At 60.4% G+C, this 20347-nt stretch carries 17 protein-coding genes and 4 pseudogenes; 14 read left to right on the top strand and 7 right to left on the bottom strand.

Annotated elements, in window-relative coordinates:
* Positions 1-22 precede the first annotated feature (22 nt).
* A pseudogene (locus tag OCH239_RS22265) lies at positions 23-568 on the bottom strand (transposase); the annotation flags it as partial.
* Between the two features lie 236 nt (positions 569-804).
* On the opposite strand from OCH239_RS22265, the gene OCH239_RS17410 reads away from it, so the two are divergent.
* The 4 genes and pseudogenes from OCH239_RS17410 to OCH239_RS23565 form a co-directional block, all read left to right on the top strand.
* Positions 805-1254, top strand: coding sequence for a glycosyl transferase (locus OCH239_RS17410; RefSeq protein ID WP_037265447.1), 450 nt, complete (start codon positions 805-807; stop codon positions 1252-1254).
* A complete protein-coding gene (locus OCH239_RS17405) occupies positions 1251-1721 on the top strand; it encodes a glycosyltransferase (protein WP_037265446.1) in 471 nt (156 codons plus the stop codon). Before OCH239_RS17410 ends, OCH239_RS17405 begins: the two co-directional genes overlap by 4 nt.
* Positions 1722-1889: 168 nt before the next feature.
* Positions 1890-2414 (top strand): annotated as a pseudogene (locus tag OCH239_RS22260) (helix-turn-helix domain-containing protein); the annotation flags it as partial.
* A pseudogene (locus tag OCH239_RS23565) lies at positions 2404-2571 on the top strand (IS30 family transposase); the annotation flags it as partial. The pseudogenes OCH239_RS22260 and OCH239_RS23565, both read left to right, overlap by 11 nt.
* A gap of 35 nt (positions 2572-2606) precedes the next feature.
* On the opposite strand, the gene OCH239_RS17400 reads toward OCH239_RS23565, so the two are convergent.
* From OCH239_RS17400 to OCH239_RS22820, 4 genes are all read right to left on the bottom strand, one after another.
* Positions 2607-3275 carry an FCD domain-containing protein gene (locus OCH239_RS17400; RefSeq protein ID WP_037265445.1) on the bottom strand — a complete coding sequence of 223 codons (669 nt, stop codon included), beginning with the start codon at positions 3273-3275 and terminating at the stop codon, positions 2607-2609.
* A gap of 110 nt (positions 3276-3385) precedes the next feature.
* Positions 3386-4474, bottom strand: coding sequence for an isocitrate/isopropylmalate dehydrogenase family protein (locus OCH239_RS17395; protein ID WP_037265444.1), 1089 nt, complete (start codon positions 4472-4474; stop codon positions 3386-3388).
* Positions 4471-5835 (bottom strand): MmgE/PrpD family protein, encoded by a 1365-nt coding sequence (locus tag OCH239_RS17390; RefSeq protein ID WP_037265442.1) that lies wholly within the window; start codon positions 5833-5835, stop codon positions 4471-4473. The genes OCH239_RS17395 and OCH239_RS17390 overlap by 4 nt, the downstream gene beginning before the upstream one ends.
* Before the next feature lie 177 nt (positions 5836-6012).
* Complete coding sequence (locus tag OCH239_RS22820) at positions 6013-7611, bottom strand: rhodanese-like domain-containing protein (RefSeq protein ID WP_157577933.1); 1599 nt, start codon at positions 7609-7611, stop codon at positions 6013-6015.
* 465 nt (positions 7612-8076) lie between these two features.
* Between OCH239_RS22820 and OCH239_RS17385 the strand changes: the two genes are divergently transcribed.
* The 7 genes from OCH239_RS17385 to OCH239_RS17355 all read left to right on the top strand — a co-directional run bounded on the left by OCH239_RS17385 (position 8077) and on the right by OCH239_RS17355 (position 15877).
* Positions 8077-9069: a Bug family tripartite tricarboxylate transporter substrate binding protein gene (locus tag OCH239_RS17385; protein ID WP_051489572.1), complete on the top strand. Its 993-nt coding sequence runs from the start codon at positions 8077-8079 to the stop codon at positions 9067-9069.
* Positions 9070-9159: 90 nt separating this feature from the next.
* On the top strand, positions 9160-9612 hold the full coding sequence (locus tag OCH239_RS17380; RefSeq protein ID WP_211242019.1) for a tripartite tricarboxylate transporter TctB family protein: 453 nt from the start codon (positions 9160-9162) through the stop codon (positions 9610-9612).
* Positions 9613-9626: 14 nt separating this feature from the next.
* Complete coding sequence (locus tag OCH239_RS17375; RefSeq protein ID WP_037265436.1) at positions 9627-11147, top strand: tripartite tricarboxylate transporter permease; 1521 nt, start codon at positions 9627-9629, stop codon at positions 11145-11147.
* A gap of 38 nt (positions 11148-11185) precedes the next feature.
* Positions 11186-12256 (top strand): tartrate dehydrogenase, encoded by a 1071-nt coding sequence (locus OCH239_RS17370; RefSeq protein ID WP_037265433.1) that lies wholly within the window; start codon positions 11186-11188, stop codon positions 12254-12256.
* A 124-nt stretch (positions 12257-12380) separates the two neighbouring features.
* A complete protein-coding gene (locus OCH239_RS17365) occupies positions 12381-13286 on the top strand; it encodes a PdxA family dehydrogenase (protein WP_244430387.1) in 906 nt (301 codons plus the stop codon).
* A gap of 63 nt (positions 13287-13349) precedes the next feature.
* On the top strand, positions 13350-14792 hold the full coding sequence (locus tag OCH239_RS17360) for an MmgE/PrpD family protein (protein WP_037265430.1): 1443 nt from the start codon (positions 13350-13352) through the stop codon (positions 14790-14792).
* Positions 14789-15877, top strand: a complete 1089-nt coding sequence (locus OCH239_RS17355; RefSeq protein ID WP_051489571.1) for an AbrB family transcriptional regulator — start codon at positions 14789-14791, stop codon at positions 15875-15877. The genes OCH239_RS17360 and OCH239_RS17355 overlap by 4 nt, the downstream gene beginning before the upstream one ends.
* Before the next feature lie 15 nt (positions 15878-15892).
* Here the strand turns inward: OCH239_RS17355 and OCH239_RS17350 are convergent, their stop codons facing one another.
* Positions 15893-16873, bottom strand: a complete 981-nt coding sequence (locus OCH239_RS17350; protein ID WP_037265428.1) for a D-2-hydroxyacid dehydrogenase family protein — start codon at positions 16871-16873, stop codon at positions 15893-15895.
* 592 nt (positions 16874-17465) lie between these two features.
* Here OCH239_RS17350 and OCH239_RS17345 point away from each other — a divergent pair.
* Both OCH239_RS17345 and OCH239_RS23900 read left to right on the top strand, forming a co-directional pair.
* A pseudogene (locus tag OCH239_RS17345) lies at positions 17466-17888 on the top strand (recombinase family protein); the annotation flags it as partial.
* Positions 17889-17891: 3 nt separating this feature from the next.
* Positions 17892-18035, top strand: coding sequence for a helix-turn-helix domain-containing protein (locus OCH239_RS23900; RefSeq protein ID WP_425280294.1), 144 nt, complete (start codon positions 17892-17894; stop codon positions 18033-18035).
* 38 nt (positions 18036-18073) lie between these two features.
* On the opposite strand, the gene OCH239_RS17340 is transcribed toward OCH239_RS23900, so the two are convergent.
* Positions 18074-19225, bottom strand: a complete 1152-nt coding sequence (locus OCH239_RS17340) for a hypothetical protein (RefSeq protein WP_157577932.1) — start codon at positions 19223-19225, stop codon at positions 18074-18076.
* Positions 19226-20157: 932 nt separating this feature from the next.
* Here OCH239_RS17340 and OCH239_RS22815 point away from each other — a divergent pair.
* A complete protein-coding gene (locus OCH239_RS22815; RefSeq protein ID WP_157577931.1) occupies positions 20158-20322 on the top strand; it encodes a hypothetical protein in 165 nt (54 codons plus the stop codon).
* Positions 20323-20347 lie beyond the last annotated feature (25 nt).

The raw sequence follows: 20347 nt of genomic DNA, 5'->3' as shown, positions 1-20347 counted from the left end.
CCACTCAAGCGGGGCAGGATCAGACGCTTTCGCCCTGTTCGAGAAGATCGTCGTGAAGCTTGCGGTGCCCGTAGACCTTGCCGCTTTCGACCCAAGCCTCCTTCAGCAGTTCGGTCTGGCGAGCATCTTCCTGGGCGCGCTTGCTGAGCGGCGACTTCACCCACGCATAGAAGCAGCTCGGCTGAATGCGCAGACACCGGCACATCGCCCGGACGGAGAACTGCCCGCGATGCTCGGCCACGAACGCGTATCTCACTTTGCATCCCTGGCGAAATACGCGGTGGCCTTCGTCGGGGAAACGGTCCCCCGGACCGTTTCCTGATCCTCCTCAGTTTAGGATGTCACGTTCCTCCGAGACCCGCGCCAGCTCCTTCTTCAGGCGTCGGATCTCGGTGTCCTTCTCCGCCTCCCCCGATGACGCCTTCGCGAACTTCCTCTTCCAGGCGTAGAGCGAATACGGACTGACCCCGAGCCGGTCAGACACTTCCCTGACGGGGTAGCCTCGCTCGGTGATCTGCGCGACCGCGTCCCGCTTGAACTCATCGCTGAACTGGCTGCTGCTCATCATGGCCTCCTTGCCTCAAAATTAGCGAAGAAGGCGTCCACAAGACACGGGGCTATTCATAATGCGTATCGACTTGCAGTGGCAGCCCACGCCCGCAATGTTTGACAAAGACAACCTTGACCTCTTTCCCACGTCGATAAAGCGACATAAGGATGAGGCCGAACAGCTTTTCCTTTGTTTCACACAGCGATATGCGGCGAGTTCGCTTACTTTGATATCCTGATGACGGGACGGTCACTATGGACAAGCGCATCCTTCTTGTGGCCTCAGGCGGCGGTCACTGGCAGCAGCTGATGCAGATGCGATCTGCGTTCGACGGCCATGAGCTGTTCTTTTTGACCACGCTTTCTGGCCTACCTGAACAATTCGATGCTCGACCCGCAGCCATCGTGCCTGAATGCAACCGAAACGCGAAATTGGATATCCTAAAAGCCAGCCTCATGATCGGCCGCCACGTGGTCCGTTTCCGTCCACATGTGGTCGTCTCCACTGGCGCGCTACCAGGCGTCATCGCGCTGGCTATCGGGCGGGTCATGGGCGCGCGCACGATCTGGATCGACAGCATCGCTAATGCTGAAGAGATGTCTCTGTCGGGCAAGCTCGCGAGGCGCGTTGCGCATCTTTGGCTCTCCCAATGGGAGCATGTTGCCAAGGCCGCGGGGGCCGAATATGCTGGAGCGATCCTGTGATCTTTGCGACCGTCGGCACGCAACTTCCTTTTGATCGGCTGACCCGGGCACTGGCGGGTCTGGCCCCAGAGCTCGGTGAAAAGATCGTTGCGCAGGTAGGCGCCTTCGGGGCCGACCAGGATGGGCTCGATTGTCGCCGTCAACTGACGCCGGCCGAGTTTGAGGAGCTCTTCACCGCCGCTCGGGTTGTCGTCGCTCATGCGGGGATAGGTACCATGCTGTCGGCGCGGCGCTGGGGCAAGCCCTTGGTGGTTGTGCCTCGCCGCTACGCACTCGGTGAGCACCGCAACGACCACCAAGTGGCGACAGCACGGCAGATAGCGGAGATTCCTGGCCTTTATGTAGCTTGGAAGACGGACGAGCTGGGCCCGTTACTGCGACATCACAATCTCATCCCCGCCAGTGAGACTGAGACACCTTCACGGGCGGTGCTTGTCGCTCGATTGCGCGCTTTTGTTGAAGAGTAAGCGCCAGTTTCGAACTTTAGCTCTAGCCGATACTCAGGACTTAACAAATCTATCTATTACATAAGATAGATTATCGGACTGATGCCTGTAAGCGCCAAGTTAGAATGTCTCATATGAGCAAAGCTGAAGTGTCACACTCCCCTGAATGGGCAGGATTGGAGTGCGGCCGTGGGATTTGTGGTCATGAGCGATCGCGAGCTGAACCGGATCGAAGTCCTGAGTGATGTGGTGCAAGGTCGGATGTCTGCGGTGGCGGCAGCCTCGGTTCTGGGCCTGAGCCGAAGGCAGGTTCACCGTCTTCTGAAGACGTTCCAGGCCGATGGTCCCGCGGCAATCCGGCATAAGGCACGCGGACGTCCGTCCAACAACCGGATCGATCCCGCGGTGCGTGAGTTTGCGCTGACGCTGGTCAGGGAGCGCTACGCTGACTTTGGGCCCACGTTCGCAGCCGAGAAACTGGCAGAAGACCATGGTCTGAAGGTGTCGCGGGAGACCTTGCGCAAATGGATGCAGGATGCCGGCATCTGGCTATCGCGCAAGCAGCGCAGAACGTTTCACCAGCCGCGCCGGCGTCGGGACTGCTATGGCGAGCTCGTGCAGATAGACGGCTCCGATCACGCCTGGTTCGAAGAACGTGGCCCGGCCTGCACTTTGCTGGCCTTTGTCGACGACGCCACCAGCATGGTTCTGCGATCCGCAGGCGCCTTGGCAGAAAGGATCGGTCGAGAACCTGAACAAGCGTGCGCGTCGGTACCTGCCCCGCGACACACAGCTCGCGGCGCTCACAAATCGCAATATGAAAGCGATTTGCGCCCGCCTCAACGGAACACCCAGAAAGTGCCTCGGATGGCTTGGAACCGGGGTGAGAAGCCTATTGGCGGTCACTCAAGTTACTGCGGACAGCATGCGCTGCTTGGCATTCTCGACATGTTGCCAATGGGTATCACGAGCTCGGATGGGATCGCGCGCTAGAAGAGCCTCCAGCATCTCCTTGTGCTCTTCATTCGACACCTCGAGTCCGCCACCCTGGATGAGGCTTTTCTGGCGGAACAAATGCATCTTCTTGACGTAACGCAGGTATTCCTGGGCCATGAGTTCGTTGCCGGCGCCGCCGACTATGGTGTCATGAAACTTTAGGTTGAGCGGATAATACGCGTCGAGATCTGCATCACGGCTGGCGATCTCCATCTTCTCGACCAATTCGACAAGCATATGTTCGATGCCGGTGGACATTCGCTCCGCCAGCAGCTTTCCAGCCAGCGCGAACAAGGCTGTCCGGACGTCGTAGATTTCTATCGCATCTGAGATGCTCAACTGCCGCACGAAGACGCCGCGATTGCGGATCACTTCCACGAAGCCTTTTGCTTCGAGGCTGCGAGTGGCTTCGCGCAGGGGGCCCCGGCTCGTACCAAAGCGAGTGGCCAGCTGGATCTCGTTCAGGCGATCTCCCGGCCCCAATTCGCCTTCAACGATCAGTCGCTCGAGCTGACGCTCGAGCGCACTGGTTAGAGATACCGTGCGAATGATGGACAGATCGTCGTGGTCGCTATGCATCGTAGTGCCAAAACTGTTAATTGTCGGCAGAAGATACGATACAGGACGCAAGCAGGCAAGCGTGCGGGTGCAACCCGCCGCTCAGGTGCTAGATCCTCCCGACGGATTACCTACGCGGCCTTGTCGATAGCGCCCAGAATGGCGTCGACCATCTCCGATTGGTCGCCGGTGCCCTTAATGTCGTAGGTCCGCGTCGCGGGGCTAGAGAGCGCCGCGGTAAGACCCGTAGCCATCAGTTCGGCAGCTCGTTGCGCCTCGGCTACCTGGTGAACACGTCCTAGATGCTCGAGAAGCATGCGCGTGCTTTCTATCATCGCGTAGGGGTTGGCGAGCCCTTTTCCGGCGATGTCCGGAGCCGATCCGTGCGTTGCCTGCGCCATCGCTTTGGCCCCCCGCCCGATGCACAATCCGGGCGCCATGCCGAGGCCGCCCACCATTCCGGCAGCCTGATCCGTAAGGATGTCGCCGAACATGTTCGTGGTCACCACGGTATCGAAGGCGCTATGGTCGCGAAGTAATCGCATGGCGAATGTATCGACTATGCATTCGTCGACCTCTACGTCCGGGAACTCCGCCGCGACCTCCCGAGCGGCGTCGACGAACATACCGCAGCCGAGCTTGAACACGGTGTTTTTGTGGACCAGCGTGAGCTTTCCGCCGCGGCTCTGCGCAATCTCAAGCGCCGCGCGTGCCACTTTCTTGGAGCCCTCGACCGTGATAACTCGAAGCGACATAGTCACGTCCTCGGTCGGCCGGAATTCTCCCGAGCCGGCGATAAGATTTCGGTCCGGCTGAAAGCCTTCATTGTTCTCGCGCACGATAACGAGGTCGACATCGTCGAATAGGCAGCCGATCCCAGGATAGGATTTTGTCGGCCGGACATTGGCGAACAGGTCGAAGGTCTTTCGCAGAATAGGGTGCGGATTGATCGCCTCAGGTGTCTTGGGATAGGCCTGATGGCCGATCGGTCCGAGGATCCAACCGTCGAGGTCCTCTAGAACATCGAGCGTGCCCTCGGGCATCGTGTGGCCCTGTGTCTCGAGCGCGCGGGCGCCTATTGGGACATCGATCCAGTCGATGATAAGGTTCGCGCGGGCAGCGGCCGCCCGCGCGACTGTTACGGAAGCTGGCACGATCTCGTGCCCGATATCGTCACCTTCCAGTACGCCGATGCGGAGTTGAGGGCTGTTTGGCCTCATTCCGCTGCTCGGCTTGCCTGCGGAACCGTTGCCCTCGCGATGGGGGCCGGCGTCTGCGCGCCGTCGATTTTCCACGCCTGCGAGAGAGCTTGCGCGGCCACGTCGGAACCGACGACGAGCTTAGCTTGATCGAGAAATTTGGTTTCGAGTTGTTCGTTCGACAACGGCCGGTCGATACTTCCGATGGCCCGTTCGACATGCTTTTCGAGCGATGAGTCATCCTTGAATGTCACTGTGATATGCACTGAGGCGCTGTGCATATCCGGATCCGTTTTAGCCTCAATCCGGCCTCGAAGTTCGACGAGTTCCGGCATGTTGACCACTTCGTCAGTGAACGCCGTCGGCGCGCCGTCCCCGCGCAGCAGCGCGCAGGCCGCCGCATGGTAGACTGAGAACTTGCCCTCAAGCCCGGTTTTCGGGGCCGTCTTGCTAGTTAGTTCTAGGACAAGGGGATGCGTCCGTAGGGACACGTGCTCGATATCTCCGACGCGATCGCCGATCTCTTCGCGGATCTGCTGGCAACCGTCGATCGCGGGATGGATGACGATGCCGCAAGCATAGGGCTTGTAGCTATTGAGCGCTGCCTCCCAATGCTGGCCTAGATTGCCGAGGATTTCGTTGTAATCCTGCTTTGTCGAGGTGACGTTAGCCCAACCTCGTTTCGCCTCGATCCCCTGCTCCGAACTGTCAAAGCCTGCTTCGGCCAGAAGAGCCGCCTTGAGGCCATTCTGCGCGGCGCTGCCCGGATGGAACGACTTTGTCATGGTTCCGAACATCTCGCGCAAGCCAGAGGATTGCGACGCGGCGAGGCTCAGCGCCCACTGAGTCCGCTGCCGGTCGAGCCCCAGCATGTGCGCGCAGGCCGCGGCGGCACCGAACACGCCGGCGGTTCCGGTAATGTGCCAGCCACGGTCATAATGATCGGGATACACCGCATTCCCGATGCGGCATTCGACCTCGACACCCGCGACAAGGGCGGTCAGCAGCGCTTGACCGGAAACAGGCCGCATCTCCGCGAGCGCCAGAAGCGCCGATGCCACTGGCCCGGCCGGGTGGATGATCGTCTTGAGATGCGTGTCGTCATAGTCGAGAACGTGGCTGGAAATGCCATTGACCAATGCCGCATGCATCGCATCGAGCTTCTCAGTCCGTCCGAGAATGGTCGATGTGGGCGATCCTGAGAATGGCGACAGCGCATTGAGGGCAACGTCCACCGAGGGATGGTCGGCCCCGCCGATCGCACAGCCGACCCAGTTTACGAAGGTCCGGACGCCCTCGGTTCGCACCTCTTCGGGAATGTCTGAATGCTTCAGCGTCGCGATCCAGTCGGCAAGTTCGGCGGTTACCTTGCGATCAGTCATGCGCTTTCCTTTCGTTCAAGAGCCGCCGGCCGTTGCCGCCCGGACAAGTGGCGGCAGGGGGGCGTCCCGTTCAGTCGGGCCGTAATGGCCCAAAAGGACCCGGCGCTGGTCTTATAGCCGAACCGATGGCTTTAAAACTGTCAATTGTCAACAGTTTTAAGAGAAGAGCTTATGCCGTTAGAGGACGAACTGCGCCCGTTCGTCCGGACTGAGTCGAGCCACCAGACCTGTCTCCCAGGCGAGATACTGGCGTGAGGCGGCAAGATTGCCATCATGTCGGCCTCGAGCAAACCAGGTCACATCGCGGGCTTCGGTAGGTGACGGATGATGGGGGCTGGTTTCAATTGGCGCTCCGGCCGCCTTGAGGGCATCAAATCCCCCGGTGACGAGTTCGACGACGGTTCCGCGTCCCAAGCGGCGCAGATCGTCGCCGGCAAGCCGTGCGACATCTGCGTTGTCTGCAAGCAGGATCACATGATCGAGCGTACAGAACGCGTTTAGTTTTGGCCGGATCGTCCAAGTCGAGCCGGCGACATGAGAATTTCGGAACGCATCAGAGCCGCGCACATCGAGAAGGCGTGCGCCGCGCTCCATTGCCCGCAATGTGTCACGAGCTGATCTTTCCGGCAGTGGGCTTATGGGTGATCGGGGCCGCGGAGGGGGGAGAAGATCGCGCAGCGCATTGTCCACGAGCGCGACTGAAGCTTCAAATCCCATTGCCTGAAGCCAAAAGGCCGCCAGGCCGCCGCGCAGTCCGAGATCGTCGGCGAGAACAATTCGGGTGTTCCGCGTGCCAACCCACCGGTCCGTCGCTTGTACGATTTGGCCTGACCAGACTGGATCGAACGCCGGCAGAGGATCTGAAGCGGCCTCCTGGGGGCCGCGGACATCAAAGAGATACGTGGTCCGATCTGCGTCGTGGAGCATCTGGACGATTTCTGACGCCGAGCTTGTGGCAATCGTTTGATCTGAGAGAAAGCGTGTCGCGCGCTTTGCGGTGGCCTCTCTATTTGAACCACGCATGGGGGGGAGCGGGGCGGGAGCGACCCCACGGTCAAGGCCTCGGTCACTCAGCGCCCAACCCTGAGTTCCGTTCTCAAGCACGCGAACGTCGCGCTCCGGATCCACCAGACTGATTCCGATTGCCCCCATGATGCTCCGCGTCCGACCGGCACAGGTCAGCACCATGGGTGTGTTTGGGATCGTGGGCAGACGATGCGCCAGTTCCCCGTTCGGGACACATATCGCCCCGGGCACAGCCATCTCTGCAACTTCCTCGGGCGGCCGACAATCGTATAGCGCGACTGGGCGTCCCGCTCGGCGCCACTCGTCCAGATCGGAAGGGCTTACGGTTTCCGGAAGCCAATGAGCCTCCGCCAATTCCCCTAGAACCTTTGAAGGAACATTGACTCCTTCGTAGAGTGTTTCTCCAGCCGCCGCGAAGGCCTTTACTCCGCCCTCGACACGCGAGACAGCGCTGTAGCCCATCCGTTCTAGGGACAGTGCAGCCGCTTCTCCGATGCCGTCTCCGCCATCCACGATGAAGATCGACGTGGACAGCCGTGGCACGAGCACCCCGATCCTCAACTCCAATCGGCTATATGGGCACGAGACGGCAAACAGCGGATGCCCGGAAGAAAACGGCCCGGCCTCGCGCACATCTAGCAGGCATACTTCCCCGTCTCCAAGGATCCGGCGCGTGGCTTCAGCTGCTGTGACCGTAGTCATTTCCACACCTTTATCATTTTCTGCCGCAGTTTTTGCGAGCCATGCCATGGGCGAACAAACTTCGGTTAAGCATCGTGTTTTCAGCTCATACCGATCTGGCCCTCCGCCAAAGAGCGAGCCTCGCTACCTTCGCTCCCCATACCGCAGCCCATTGAGAAACTCCTGCGAAGGAGGATCACACTACGTTCGGCTAACTGTCAACAATCTACGATTCTCCGTTTTGGGGTTTGGTGTTGACCAGAATTTAACCCGACGCCGGCCCGATCGTCGCCTGCGGAAATTGAAAATATCTTTTAATAACATACTGTTGTAAGGTAATTGGCTTCTTGAGTAGAGCAATATAGTCAACTGTTGACAGTTTATTCTGATGTCTTAGGGTCTGCTACATCGTTGTGATCCGGCTTCGGGAGGGCTGGCGCTACGAGGCGGCGTTCGGACTGAACGCCGTCGCTGAACGCACTGACCGCCGTAAGTGGCGGTCAGGGGATCCAGATCATCGAGGGAGGAAAGAGGATGAAACCATCCAAGATTGTGACCCTGCGCACCGCGGCGATCATGGGGGGCGCGTTCGCCGTTCTGCCGATCGCTGCCCAGGCGCAGTCAGAATGCGCGGCCGAGGAGTGGCCGTGCGAGACCGTGGAGGTTGTCTCTCACTCGTCTGCTGGGGGTGGCACGGACACCACGCTGCGCATGTGGGTCGAGCCCGCGCGTGCGATGATCGACGAGGACATCCGCGTCGTTTACAAGCTGGGAGGCGGTGCCAGGGCCGCGCATGAATACCTGGTTAGCCGCGGCGCGGACGGACATACGATCTTCGCGCTGACACAGACCCATCTCTACACCATCGCCCGCGGTAACTCCCCGGTCGAGATGGAGCAGTTGCAGGGCGTCGCCCGGGCCATGGATGACCCCTCCGTCATCGTGGTGCGCGCCGACAGCCCCTACGAGAGCTACGAGGACCTCAAAGCCGCTTCACAGGATGAAGCGCTGACCTGGGGTGTCGCACAGGTCGGCGGTACGGAGCATATCGGCATTTCCCGCTGGGCCGATGTAGCGGATGCTCAAGTCCGCGTGGTCCCCTTCGGCGGTGGCGGCGATATGATCACCTCGTTGCGCTCCGGCGCGGTTCAGGCGTCAATTGCCAACGCGAACGAGGCAATCGACCAGATCGAGGCGGGTGAGTTGCGTGCTCTGGCCGCGCTGTATCCCGAACGCCTCGAAGTCCTGCCAGACGTGCCTTCGGTCTACGAGTCCGACGACGAGGTCTCGGTGACCACCACGCGGGGCTACTTCGTCCATGCCGATACCGATCCGGAGATCGTCGCTGAGATCGAGACGCTCATCATGGACTCGATGGAGAGCGAAAGGTTTCAGAACTATCTAGAGCAGAACGGGCTCGACCCCGAGGCAAGTATCGCCGGCGCGGAGACCTGGAACGAGCAAATCCAGGAAGAGTATCAGGTTTCACTCGAAGCCTTGCGTAACCTCGACATGACTGACCGCTAATCGGCCATGACCCAGAGCGACTCTGATACCGAGGACCGGAGGGGGCGTGCCCCCTCCGGTCCCGTGAGCACACACATTCCAGATCTCATCGTGGCGCTTGTCGTCATCACGATCTGTGCGTTCCTCTACGTTAACACCTACTGGTTTGACAGCGTCCCATCATCCCTGGCGCAGAACGTCCTGCCGACCACGTTTCCGCGGCTGGTACTGGTCGTGATCATGGCCATCACGGTATTCCTGCCGTTCGAATACGCCAGAAAGATTGAGCGCGGCATTGACTTGGATGAGGAGCGCGCCGACCGACCAGACATGATCGTCTGGATCACCGGCGTGGCGCTCGTGGGGTTCCTGCTGGCCTTTCCCTGGCTCGGTGCCCTGCCCGCGCTGATCCTCATCGCGGTCGCCATGCCACTGATGTGGGGCGAAAGGCGCTGGAAGATCCTCGTCCCCTACGCGGCCCTCTTCCCGCTCGCCGTCTACCTCCTGTTCTCGCAGGTCCTGCGCGTAAATTTCCCGCGCGGCGCCTTCAGCTCTCTGTTCTGATCGGAGCGATTTCCATGAACCCCGACGCCATACTTACCGGCATATCGCTAATCATGACGCCGACAAGTCTGGGATTGATCCTGTTCTCGGTCATGGCCGGCGTCATGGTCGGGGCCCTGCCGGGGCTCAGTTCGACCATGGCGGTGGCGTTGCTGTTGCCCTTCACCATCGGCATGGAGCCGACGGTGGCAATCTCGATGATGGCTGCGCTCTACGTCGCGGGCACGTTCGGGGGATCGATCACGGCAATCCTGATCAATGCCCCGGGCGCGCCGCCCGCGGTGGCGACAGCTCTCGACGGCTATCCGATGGCGCAGAACGGCGAGGCGGGCCGCGCGCTTGGCATCGCCGCGGTTTCCAGCGTCACGGGTGGTCTCCTGAGCCTCGTGGCGTTCATCATCGCCGCGCCGCTTCTGGCGTCGGTCGCGCTGAGCTTTCGGCCGCAGGAATACTTCGCTCTGACGCTTTTCGGCCTCTCGATGCTGGCGGCGATCTCAGGCAAGTCCGCGCCGCGCAACTTGATCGCGGGGATGTTCGGCGTGCTCGTGTCCATGGTGGGCATTCATCTCGTCACCGGGGTTGAGCGGTTCACCTTTAACACGACCTTCCTCTATGACGGGATCGATTTCGTTCCGGTCCTGATCGGCGTTTTCGCCATTGCGGAGCTTCTCAAGAAGGCCGACGCGCCGGACAAGGCGCTTCAGCGGATCAAGCAGGTGGCGATCAAGCTGCCGGGCCTCGCCGACTTCCGGAAGGTCTGGAGGACAATCCTGCGCTCCACCGGCATTGGCACGATTGTTGGAATCCTGCCGGCTGAGGGAACCACGGTCGCGGCGATCATGGGCTACAACGAGGCCAAGCGCTGGTCGAAGACGCCCGAGGAATTCGGCAAGGGCTGCATCGAGGGCGTGGCCGGGCCCGAGGCGGCGAACAACGCCGGCACCTCCGGGGCGATGGTCCCCACCCTCGCGCTCGGCATTCCTGGTAGCGGCACCACCGCCGTCATCCTCGCGGCACTGATAATGCACGGGTTCCGCCCCGGTCCCTTCCTGATGACCGAGAACCCGGAGATCCTCTATGCGATCTTCGCGGCCATGTTCGTCGCCAACCTGCTGTTTCTGTTTATCGGGCTTGCGGGCGCGAAACTGTTCTCCATGATCACGCTGGTCCCGCGAACGTTCTTGTGGCCGTCGGTCTTCTGTTTCGCGATTGTCGGCTCCTACGCTTACCAGCAGCAGATGTTCGACGTCTGGGTGATGCTGATCTCCGGTCTTGTCGGCTTCGTCGCACTGCGCCACGGCTTTGGGCCTGCGCCCTTCGTGATGGGCCTCGTTCTCGGTTACCTGCTCGAGAACAACTGGAGCCAGGCGATGATCATCTTCGACAGCGACTGGACCATGTTCTTCCATAGCTGGATCGCGAACCTGTTCTTCGTGCTCACCGTGTTGAGCCTCGCCAGCCCGTTCATCGGAAGCGGCCTGAAGGCGATGCGACGGCGCACGTCTGGCAGCTCGCAAACACCGACGGGCGAGTGACCTCGCCGGTACGTTAAAACAACCAAGACGGAGGCCCAATGGCCCAGAACACCCATCGCATCGCGGTCCTTGCCGGTGACGGCATCGGCAAGGAGGTCATGCCCGAGGGGCTGCGTGCGCTGAAGGCGGCGGCCAAAAAGTTCGACCTCGACCTGCACTTCGACGAGTTCGACTTCGCGAGTTGCGACTACTATGCGCGGCACGGCGAGATGATGCCGCAGGATTGGAAGGATCGCGTTGGCGGGCATGACGCCATCTTCTTCGGTGCAGTTGGCTGGCCTGACACCGTTCCCGATCACATTTCACTTTGGGGTTCGCTGCTGCAATTCCGGCGCGAGTTCGATCAGTATGTGAACCTCCGGCCGGTTAAGCTTATGCCCGGCGTGCCTTGCCCGCTCGCCGGACGCGAGCCGGGCGACATCGACTTCCTTGTCGTGCGAGAGAACACCGAGGGCGAGTATTCCTCAATCGGCGGGAAGATGTATGCCGGGACCGAGCGCGAGATCGTCATCCAGGAAACGGTGATGAGCCGTCAGGGGATTGATCGGATCCTTGCCTTCGCTTTCGACGTAGCGCAATCGAGGCCGCGCAAGAAGCTCACGTCTGCCACGAAGTCGAACGGCATCTCGATTACCATGCCGTATTGGGACGAACGGGTGGCCGAAATGTCCAAGACCCGTCCGGATGTGAGTGTGGATCAGTACCATATCGACATCCTGACCGCCCATTTCGTTCTTAATCCGGACCGCTTCGACGTCGTGGTCGGATCCAACCTGTTCGGCGATATCCTTTCTGATCTCGGACCCGCCTGTACCGGGACGATCGGCATTGCGCCGTCGGCGAATCTCAATCCGCCGAAGAATTTCCCGTCGCTGTTCGAACCCGTCCACGGCTCGGCGCCGGACATTGCGGGACAGGGCATCGCGAACCCGGTCGGCCAGATCTGGGCCGGGGCCATGATGCTCGACCATCTCGGCCATTCCGATGCCGCATCGGCCATGACCGACGCGATCGAGGGTGTTCTGGCCGACGAGACCCTGAGAACCAAGGATCTGGGCGGCCCCTTGGGAACGGAAGAGTGCGGCAAGGCCATCGCCGCCGCCATCTGACGAGGACCACACCATGACCAGCATTCCGACAATCGCTCTTGTGCCAGGCGACCCGACAGGGATTGGCCCCGAACAGACCGCCCGCATCTTGGCCGATGGCCGCTTCGCCAAGGAGGTACGCCTCGTGATCGTGGGCGACCGGCGCGTGATGGACCGCGGCATGCGCGAGGCCGGCGTCACGCTTCAGCTGAAAGCTGTCGCGACACCGAGCGAGGATGTTCCGGACGGCGCGGTTCCGATGGTCGACTTGGGCAACATCGATCCCAACGCTTTGCCACAGGGGCGGCCCGACGCGGAAGCCGGGCGGCTGACTGGCGAAACACTGTCGCGCGCCATCGATTTTGCGAAGGCGCGCGAGATCGATGCTGTGACATTCGCGCCCTTGAACAAACGCGCCCTTTACGACGGCGGATGGAAATTCCCCGACGAGCACAAGATGTTCGCTCATCTTCTCGGCCATAGCGGCCCCTTCTCCGAAATGAATGTTCTCGGCGACAAGTGGATGACCCGGGTCACCAGCCATGTCTCCCTTCGCGAGGCCATCGATCAGATCAACCACGAGGCAATCTGCCGGGCCTTGCGTTTGGGCGATCGCACGATGCGGGCGGCGGGAATCGAGAGCCCGCGCATCGCCGTGGCCGCGCTGAATCCGCATGCGGGTGAAAACGGACTCTTTGGCCGCGAGGAAATTGATCTCATTCGTCCCGCGGTCGAACAAATGGCGCGCGAGGGCATCGCCTGCGAGGGCCCGTTCCCTTCCGACACGGTCTATCTCAAGGCCTTCGCCGGCGAATACGACAGCGTACTCGCAATGTACCACGACCAGGGCCAGATCGCGACGAAGATGCATGGCTTCAACCGCGGCGTGACGGTGACTGCGGGGCTCGAAACTGTCTTCACGACCCCCGCTCACGGCACAGCCTATGACATTGTCGGTAAGGGCGTGGCCGATACCGGGGCCTACGAGGCGGCGATCTCGCTCGCGACCCAACTCGTTAGGCGACAACGAGCAATGAGACTCGCCTCGTAGCGGGGAGTTCGAGGAAGAGCGCGCGGCAAAAGCCGCATTGACCAATTAATACAGGAGAAAACGATGAAAGACGCCATCGACAACCAGAGCTCGGAGAACGCCTGGACGGAAGCGGGCAGCGGAATGACCTCCGAGGTTGCGGAGTTCGTGAGGGGCACGTCGCTCAACGACGTTCCGGCGGTCGTCGTCGAAAACGGGAAAAAGTCGATCCTCGACGGTTTCGGACTTGCCCTGTCGGGCTCAGTCGCGAAATCGGGCGAGCTTGTCCGCAAGCATCTTTCGGCCCAGTCGCTAGGTGACGGGCCGTCCACGGTGCTCGGCTGGAACCGGAACCTCGCTCCACGTTTCGCCGCCTTCGCTAACGGTGTTGGCATCCACGCGGACGATTACGACGACACCCAGCTTGCGGTGGCCAAGGACCGGGTCTACGGCCTTCTGACGCACCCAACGGCACCCGCCCTGCCGGCGGCCCTTGCAGTCGGCGAAGCACGGGGGGCGAACGGCGCCGACGTGATGCTGGCCTACCACCTGGGGGTCGAGGTCGAGTGCAAGATTGCCGAGGCAATCGATCCGCGCCACTACCGCACCGGTTTTCACGCGACTGCGACCTGCGGAACCTTCGCCGCAGCCTCTGCTGCGGGCCGGTTGATGGGCCTCGATCAAACGACCCTCTGTCGCGCGCTGTCGATTGCCGGCAGCCAGTCGGCTGGGCTGCGAGAGAACTTCGGCACGATGACCAAGCCGTTTCACGCCGGGCGCGCGTCGGAATCTGGGGTGGTCGCGGCTGAATTCGCGGAACTTGGATGGACCGCGAGCGAGAACATCCTCGAGGCGATGCGCGGCTTCTTCCGCGCCGCGGGCGGCGGCTACGATCCCGCGGCGATCCGGGGCAAGCTCGGTGCGCCGTGGACGTTCGACAATCCTGGTGTCTCGATCAAGCCGCATCCGTCGGGGTCGCTTACCCATCCCGGGATGACAGAGATGCTCGATTTGATCCGGGCCAACGACATCAAGGCCGAAGACGTGGCCCATGTCCGGGTCGGCACAAACTCGAATATGCCGAACGCACTAATCCATCATCAGCCCACCACCGAACTGCAGGCCAAGTTCTCCATGGAGTTCTGCATGGCGATTCTGCTTCTCGAGGGACGCGGCGGGCTTCCTGAATTTACCGACGAGGTGGTCAATCGCGAGGACGTTCAGGCGATGATCAAGAAGGTTGATTTCGTTGTGGACGACCGCGCCGAAGATGCCGGGTATCACAAGATGACCACCTATATCGACATCGAGATGAAGGACGGTCGTACCGTGTCCGGCATGGCCGATTTCGGCAAGGGGAGCCCCGCGAACCCGATGAGCTATGACGAGGTGGCCGACAAGTTCCGTGAGAATGCTGAATTTGCCGGTTGGGACCGTTCGCGGGCCGATCGAGTGGTCGAGATGGTCGCAGACTTCGAGACTCAGTCTGATCTTGGGGATCTGATGGCGTTGGTCCGGACGGCGTGAAGTCAACCAGGGCAACGGAACTCCGGCAATGGCGCGCCGCCCTGCCCCGCATCGCGGCGACCTATGCGATCGCCGCCATCGCGGGCTACACGTTCGCCATCGCCGGCTTGCCGCTTCCCTGGATGCTCGGTCCCTTCTTTGTCGGCGGCGTGCTTTCCGCTGCCGGCCTCGACTTGAAGACCATGCCCTATGGGCGCGAATGCGGTCAGATGGCCGTAGGATTGATCGTGGGGCTCCGCTTTACCCCCGCCACCCTGATGACGATGGTTTCGCTCCTGCCGGCCATGGTGGCTGCCACGCTGTACGTTATGGCCTATACGATGTTGGCGTCGTTCGGCTTTCAATACCTCGCCCGAACGAAACCGGTGACGGCCTTTTTCTCGACCGCCGCCGGCGGTGTGGCCGACATGGCCTATGTCGCTCAGCAGAAGGGGGGAGACCCCTCTTCCGTCGCCATGGTCCATGCACTGCGAGTCTCGACGACCGTGGCCGTGGTTCCGTTCCTCGCCACCGCTTTCGGAACCGAGGGAGGGGGCGCGATGGCGGAGCGCCCAGATCCGCAAAGCATGATCTGGTTGGTGGCCGCCCTCATCCCGGCGTTGGTTGGCGTGGCTTTAGTGAAACGGAGCCCTCTGCCGAACGCGTGGCTGATCGGCCCGATGCTTGCCGGGATCCTGCTGGGCGTGACGAACATCCTGCATGTCGGTGCGCCCGAACCGATCCTGCTCATCGCGCAGATCTTGCTTGGCGCATGGCTGGGGAGTCAGTTCCGGCGCGAGGTGATCGGTGGCTTGCCCCGCGTGGCGCTCGCCGGAGTCGCGGCTGCGCTCTTCATGATCTGCGCAGCGTTTTTCGGCTCGTGGCTCCTGTCGGTCGCTACGGGATTGTCGCGGACGACCTCGTTCCTCGCGCTTGCGCCTGCAGCTATGACCGAGATGGTTCTCACGGCGCGGGCAATGCATCTGGATGCCGAGATCGTCACCGCGTTTCATGTCCTGCGAATTCTAGTGGTGTGCTCGACGATCCTACTGGTCTTCCGGATCTTCAATCGCGCTCGGGGTGCGCACGCCGATCATAACGAATAGCATGCGCACAGAAATTCAGCTCTGTGGCCTTTGCACCTCCGGATTAATAATATTGATTGGTTTTCCCTCGGCATAAGCATTGATCTGATCGTAGATGTCGGAAAATTGCCTATCGAGCTCATCTTCTGTGACGAAGCCGATATGTGGCGTTGGGATTACTCGCGGGTGCGAAATTAGAGAATTTTTCGGATCCCAAACCGGCTCTTTCTCGAAAACGTCCAACGCCGCCACGCCGGGCCGACCTTTATCCAGTGCCGATCGTAACGCGCCCGGCTCGACCAATCCCGCTCGTGACGTATTGACCAGAATGGAATTAGGTTTCATTCGACCAAGATCGTTGGCCGTGATGATTCCGCGGGTTGCTTCCACAAGCCGTAGGTGAAGGCTGACGACGTCAGTATCGGAGAAAAAAGCGTCACGATTTTTGGCAACTGTCTCTCCGTCGTTGAGCGCGCGTTCCCGGCTTCTTTCGGAAGCCCACCAGATGACATCCATACCAAAGGCCTTAGCGTAGCCGGCCACCATTCGCCCCAATTCGCCGTATCCGTATATCCCGATCTTGCGCCCATAAAGGCTGCGTCCAATTCCCGCCTGCCAGTTTCCGGCACGGGCCGATGCGATCTGCGAGTCAAGTTGCCGGGCTGCAACGAGGATCAGCCCGAATGCCAGTTCGGCGGCCGCGGTCGAGACCCAACTTTTGCCTCGCGCCGAACATAGCATCACGCCCGCTTCGGTCAATTTTGGTACATTTACATGTGGATAGACGCCCCGCTGGCTGACCAGTTTCAGCTTCGGCAGCCGCTTGATGAGTTCGGCCCCAACCTCGGTGCGTTCTCGAAAAAGAGCAACAGCGTCCGCATCGGCGAGGCGATCCGCCAATCGGTCGATATGGTTTTCATGATCGTTCCATACCGTCACATCATGATCGGCAAGTTTTTTGAAACTGGGAAGATGTCTCAGCGTGTCGAAGTAATCATCAAGAATGTGAACTTTCATGCTATCTCCTTTTTCGGACCTTGCCTTGAAGGTACATTGGACCGCAGAAAATTGAAAGTTTTATCTACTATCTGCCACACCACATCAGATCTGGATGTGCATTAGTAAATACGGATTTTGAGCCGATGTAATTTATTGGTATTCAACATAACTAACTATTTTTACAGAAAATTTTCTTTACATTTACATAACCTTCGAGGTTGTATAAATAATCTTATGCGGGAATATTAATCGCAATTATTAATTATATATATGATCAGACTTAGTAGTGATCTGGAGCTTAGCCATCGCCATAAGTTCAGATATTATTATGCTCGCCACATTCAGAATAATAGAATGTGCTTCTAGTGCCAAAGAAGCGTTTTGCGTATATTTTGTTATAAGATTGCTGTGTCCAAAGGAGACGCCTAAATAACCGTCGCTCCGGTTCTCCTGAGCGACAGGAGTGCGGGGCTAGCTGCAATTCACCGCAGCTGCGCCAAGGTCAGCTTCAGAGAAGCTGTAGGAGCAAAAACGATCGTTTTAGAATGCTCCGGACGCCCCTACTACAATCAATGGTTTGACCGTGCCAAAACCTCCATTCAAAACCGTCATGGTTTTGGAAGGTTTGTGGGCGCAAAGAATGATCCTGGGCTATGCGCGAGTATCGACCGAAGGGCAGAGCCTGGAGGCGCAGCTTGACGCGTTGGACGCTGCCGGCGTCGAACAGGCCTTCTCCGAGAAGATTTCGGGATCGAAACGGGCGCGGCCGGAGCTCGACAAGCTGATCTCCCAGCTCCGGCCCGGCGACGTTGTCACGGACACGAAGTAGGATCGTCTCTCGCGGTCGCTGCAAGACCTCCTCGCCATCGTCGAGGCGATCCGTGCGAAGGGCGCAGGCTTCCGGTCTCTCGCCGAGGATATAGACACGACGACTTCGGCTGGACGTCGCGTCTTTCACGTTTTCGCTTCCATCGCCCAGTTCGAACGCGAACGGATTTCGGAGCGTACGCGGGAAGGTCTGGCGGCCGCCAGGAAGGTGGGCCGGATCGGAGGTCGGCCGAATGCCCTTTCACCGCACCAGCGGGAAGAAGTGCGACGCCTCCGTGATGAGGAAGGCCGTCGCATCGCTGAGATCGCAAGGCTCTTCGATGTCAGTCCGAACACGGTCCGACGGGCATAGGTGGAGCGGACGACGAAACCGGCGCCGAAGGCCGAGATTCACTGAACGGCGAACTCGCGGCCGTTCCAGCGCACAACACCCTCGGTGCCACCATGGCCGATGATCCGCAGCCCGGGCGGTGTTCCGGGCACCACCTCGGTCACCGAGTTCAGCATGGTGTGGCCCTCGCGGTAGCCGCCGTTGAAACCGAAGAAGATCTGGGTCTCGCAGACCTGAGCGCCACACGTCTGAGGCAGGTAACCTTGGGAGCAGGCGATGCCGGCATGATCTAGAACGAGATCGTCGCGTCCGTCGCCGTCCAGGTCGGGGGTGTAAATTCCGCGGTCCATCGTTCCGCCATCGTCCCTCCAGCACGCCCGATCGATTGCCTCGGCGACGCGTTGATCGCGGGCACCCTGCGGCGACGCCGGAGGCTCGGTCGCGGCTCGCTGAAGGGAATTGGCGCAGGGGCCGGCCGTCCAGCGGTAGGTGAACGGGTCGCGCGACAGGATCTCGTAATCGTCCGAAAAACCTGGGGTTTCACCCCAGATCCTCAAGGCGGCGTGAGCGTCCCCGATGCTCCCCCAACGCTGTCTGACGGCTTCGAAGAGTTCGCTCTCGGTCGCGACGCAGTTTTGGCGAAGAAAAGTTTGTGCGATTTCGTTGCGGTCGCTGACCAATTCAGCGCCGGCAGATGGTTGGTTGGTGGACCCGGCCGGCGCGTCCGAGGGGTCCCATTCGAGATCGGGGTCCGGGCAGGCCTTCAGGATCGGACGCATAGCACGGGCAGATCCGTTCAGCGTGATGTTGTGACGGATTTGTCCCTCTACGGTATCAATCGTCAGAGATGCGCTGGAGCCGGACATCAGGGCATCTACCATACGGCTGCCTTCACCCTCGTAAAGGGGCGCGATGAACTGCTGGGCCTTTGCGGTGGAGGCGTCCCGGAGGCCGATCAGATAGGACAGGCGCCCGATATCGGCGCGGAGTTCCCCGGAAGGTGCCAGCGCCGGCCCGTCGGTGTAGGAGACGCCCATGAATGCCTGGCCGCCCGAGCAAATCGTGAAGAAACAAAGCCCATCACCGGCGGTGTTCGTCGTGCAAACCAGCGCGGTATTTCCTCCGTCTTGCGATACCCAGGCACCCTCCTGAGCATGCGAGACTGAAGAAATTGCGGCAACAGCCACGGCGATAGCGGCAAATCTGCGCATAAATTTAATCCCAGAGATAATCGGTGCAAGCTTGGTGTGGGGGACGCGTCAGGGTCAAGCGACAATGGGCTGGTCTATGGAGTATCGCGAGGGGCGGTGACGCGCTCTGAACCGCGCCAGCCCCTTTTGTCACAGGCCGTACAGGGACCCCCTCATGCGTCGAACTGAACAGAATGGGTAATACTGTTAATGTCAGACAAAAGAGCGGCCACTCGTGATTCGCGCGGCGAAGGTCGGGAGCGAGCGGATGGTGTTGAAAAACTCCCTGTCTCGACAATCACTGGCCTTGGACCAGAATTTCGTTCTGGTGAAAGACGAAATCCACCCCCTGAGGCGACATTTTAGAGGCGTTGATGCTGTAACCGCCTCCCAAAATGGATTGTTGCGATCCCACCTTGGCAAGTCGATGCCGTCGGGGGGCGGTTACAGCATCAAAGCCCGGAGGCTGCCCCGAAAGCACGACATCAGCAGAATGACGGACGACGACTGAAGACGCTCTACGATCAGCTCAACACCACACCCAGAAAATGCCTCGGCTGGAGACCCCGGCCGAGGTCTTCCGCGGGAAAATGATGGAGGGGATCGGCCACCGCCCTTACCCTTCATCCCACCGATAGTCGCGGTTCGAGTAGCGCTCACAGGTTGGCGCGAATGCGCCGGTGGAGCACTGGGCGATCCGCGCAGCGTTTCAGGTGCGCGAAGCGGATCGTTTGGGTCTCACACCCGTCCGCAGATGACCGCGGCCTCTGTCTTGGCTCTCCACGGCGCAGTTTCGCATGAAACACCCTGCCAAGTTAAGCAAGACCGAGAGACAGGTTAAAGAATGCGAAGAAACCGGGGGATTCCCCGGCTTCGGCTTCCCCGCGACGGGGATTTTCTCATCTCTAGGCGCAAGGGGCCAATTCCTGGTTCCTTCCACTGGGAGAAGACGAATGCGCGATCTAAAAACCGAGGAACTCGAGAGCGTTTATGGTGCCGGTGGCCGGGGTCGCCGCCGCCGGAAACGCAAGGCACGGCGTCGCAACGGCAGCAACAGCAATTCCAACAGCGGCAACAATCGCAACAACTCCAACAGCGGCGGCAACAGCAGCAGCTGAGGTGTAAGGCCACCGCAAAGGCGGC

This window comes from Roseivivax halodurans JCM 10272 (assembly GCF_000521785.1).
Lineage (GTDB): Bacteria > Pseudomonadota > Alphaproteobacteria > Rhodobacterales > Rhodobacteraceae > Roseivivax > Roseivivax halodurans.
Note: the sequence above shows the minus strand (reverse complement) of the source record. Positions and strands in the feature narration are given on the sequence as shown.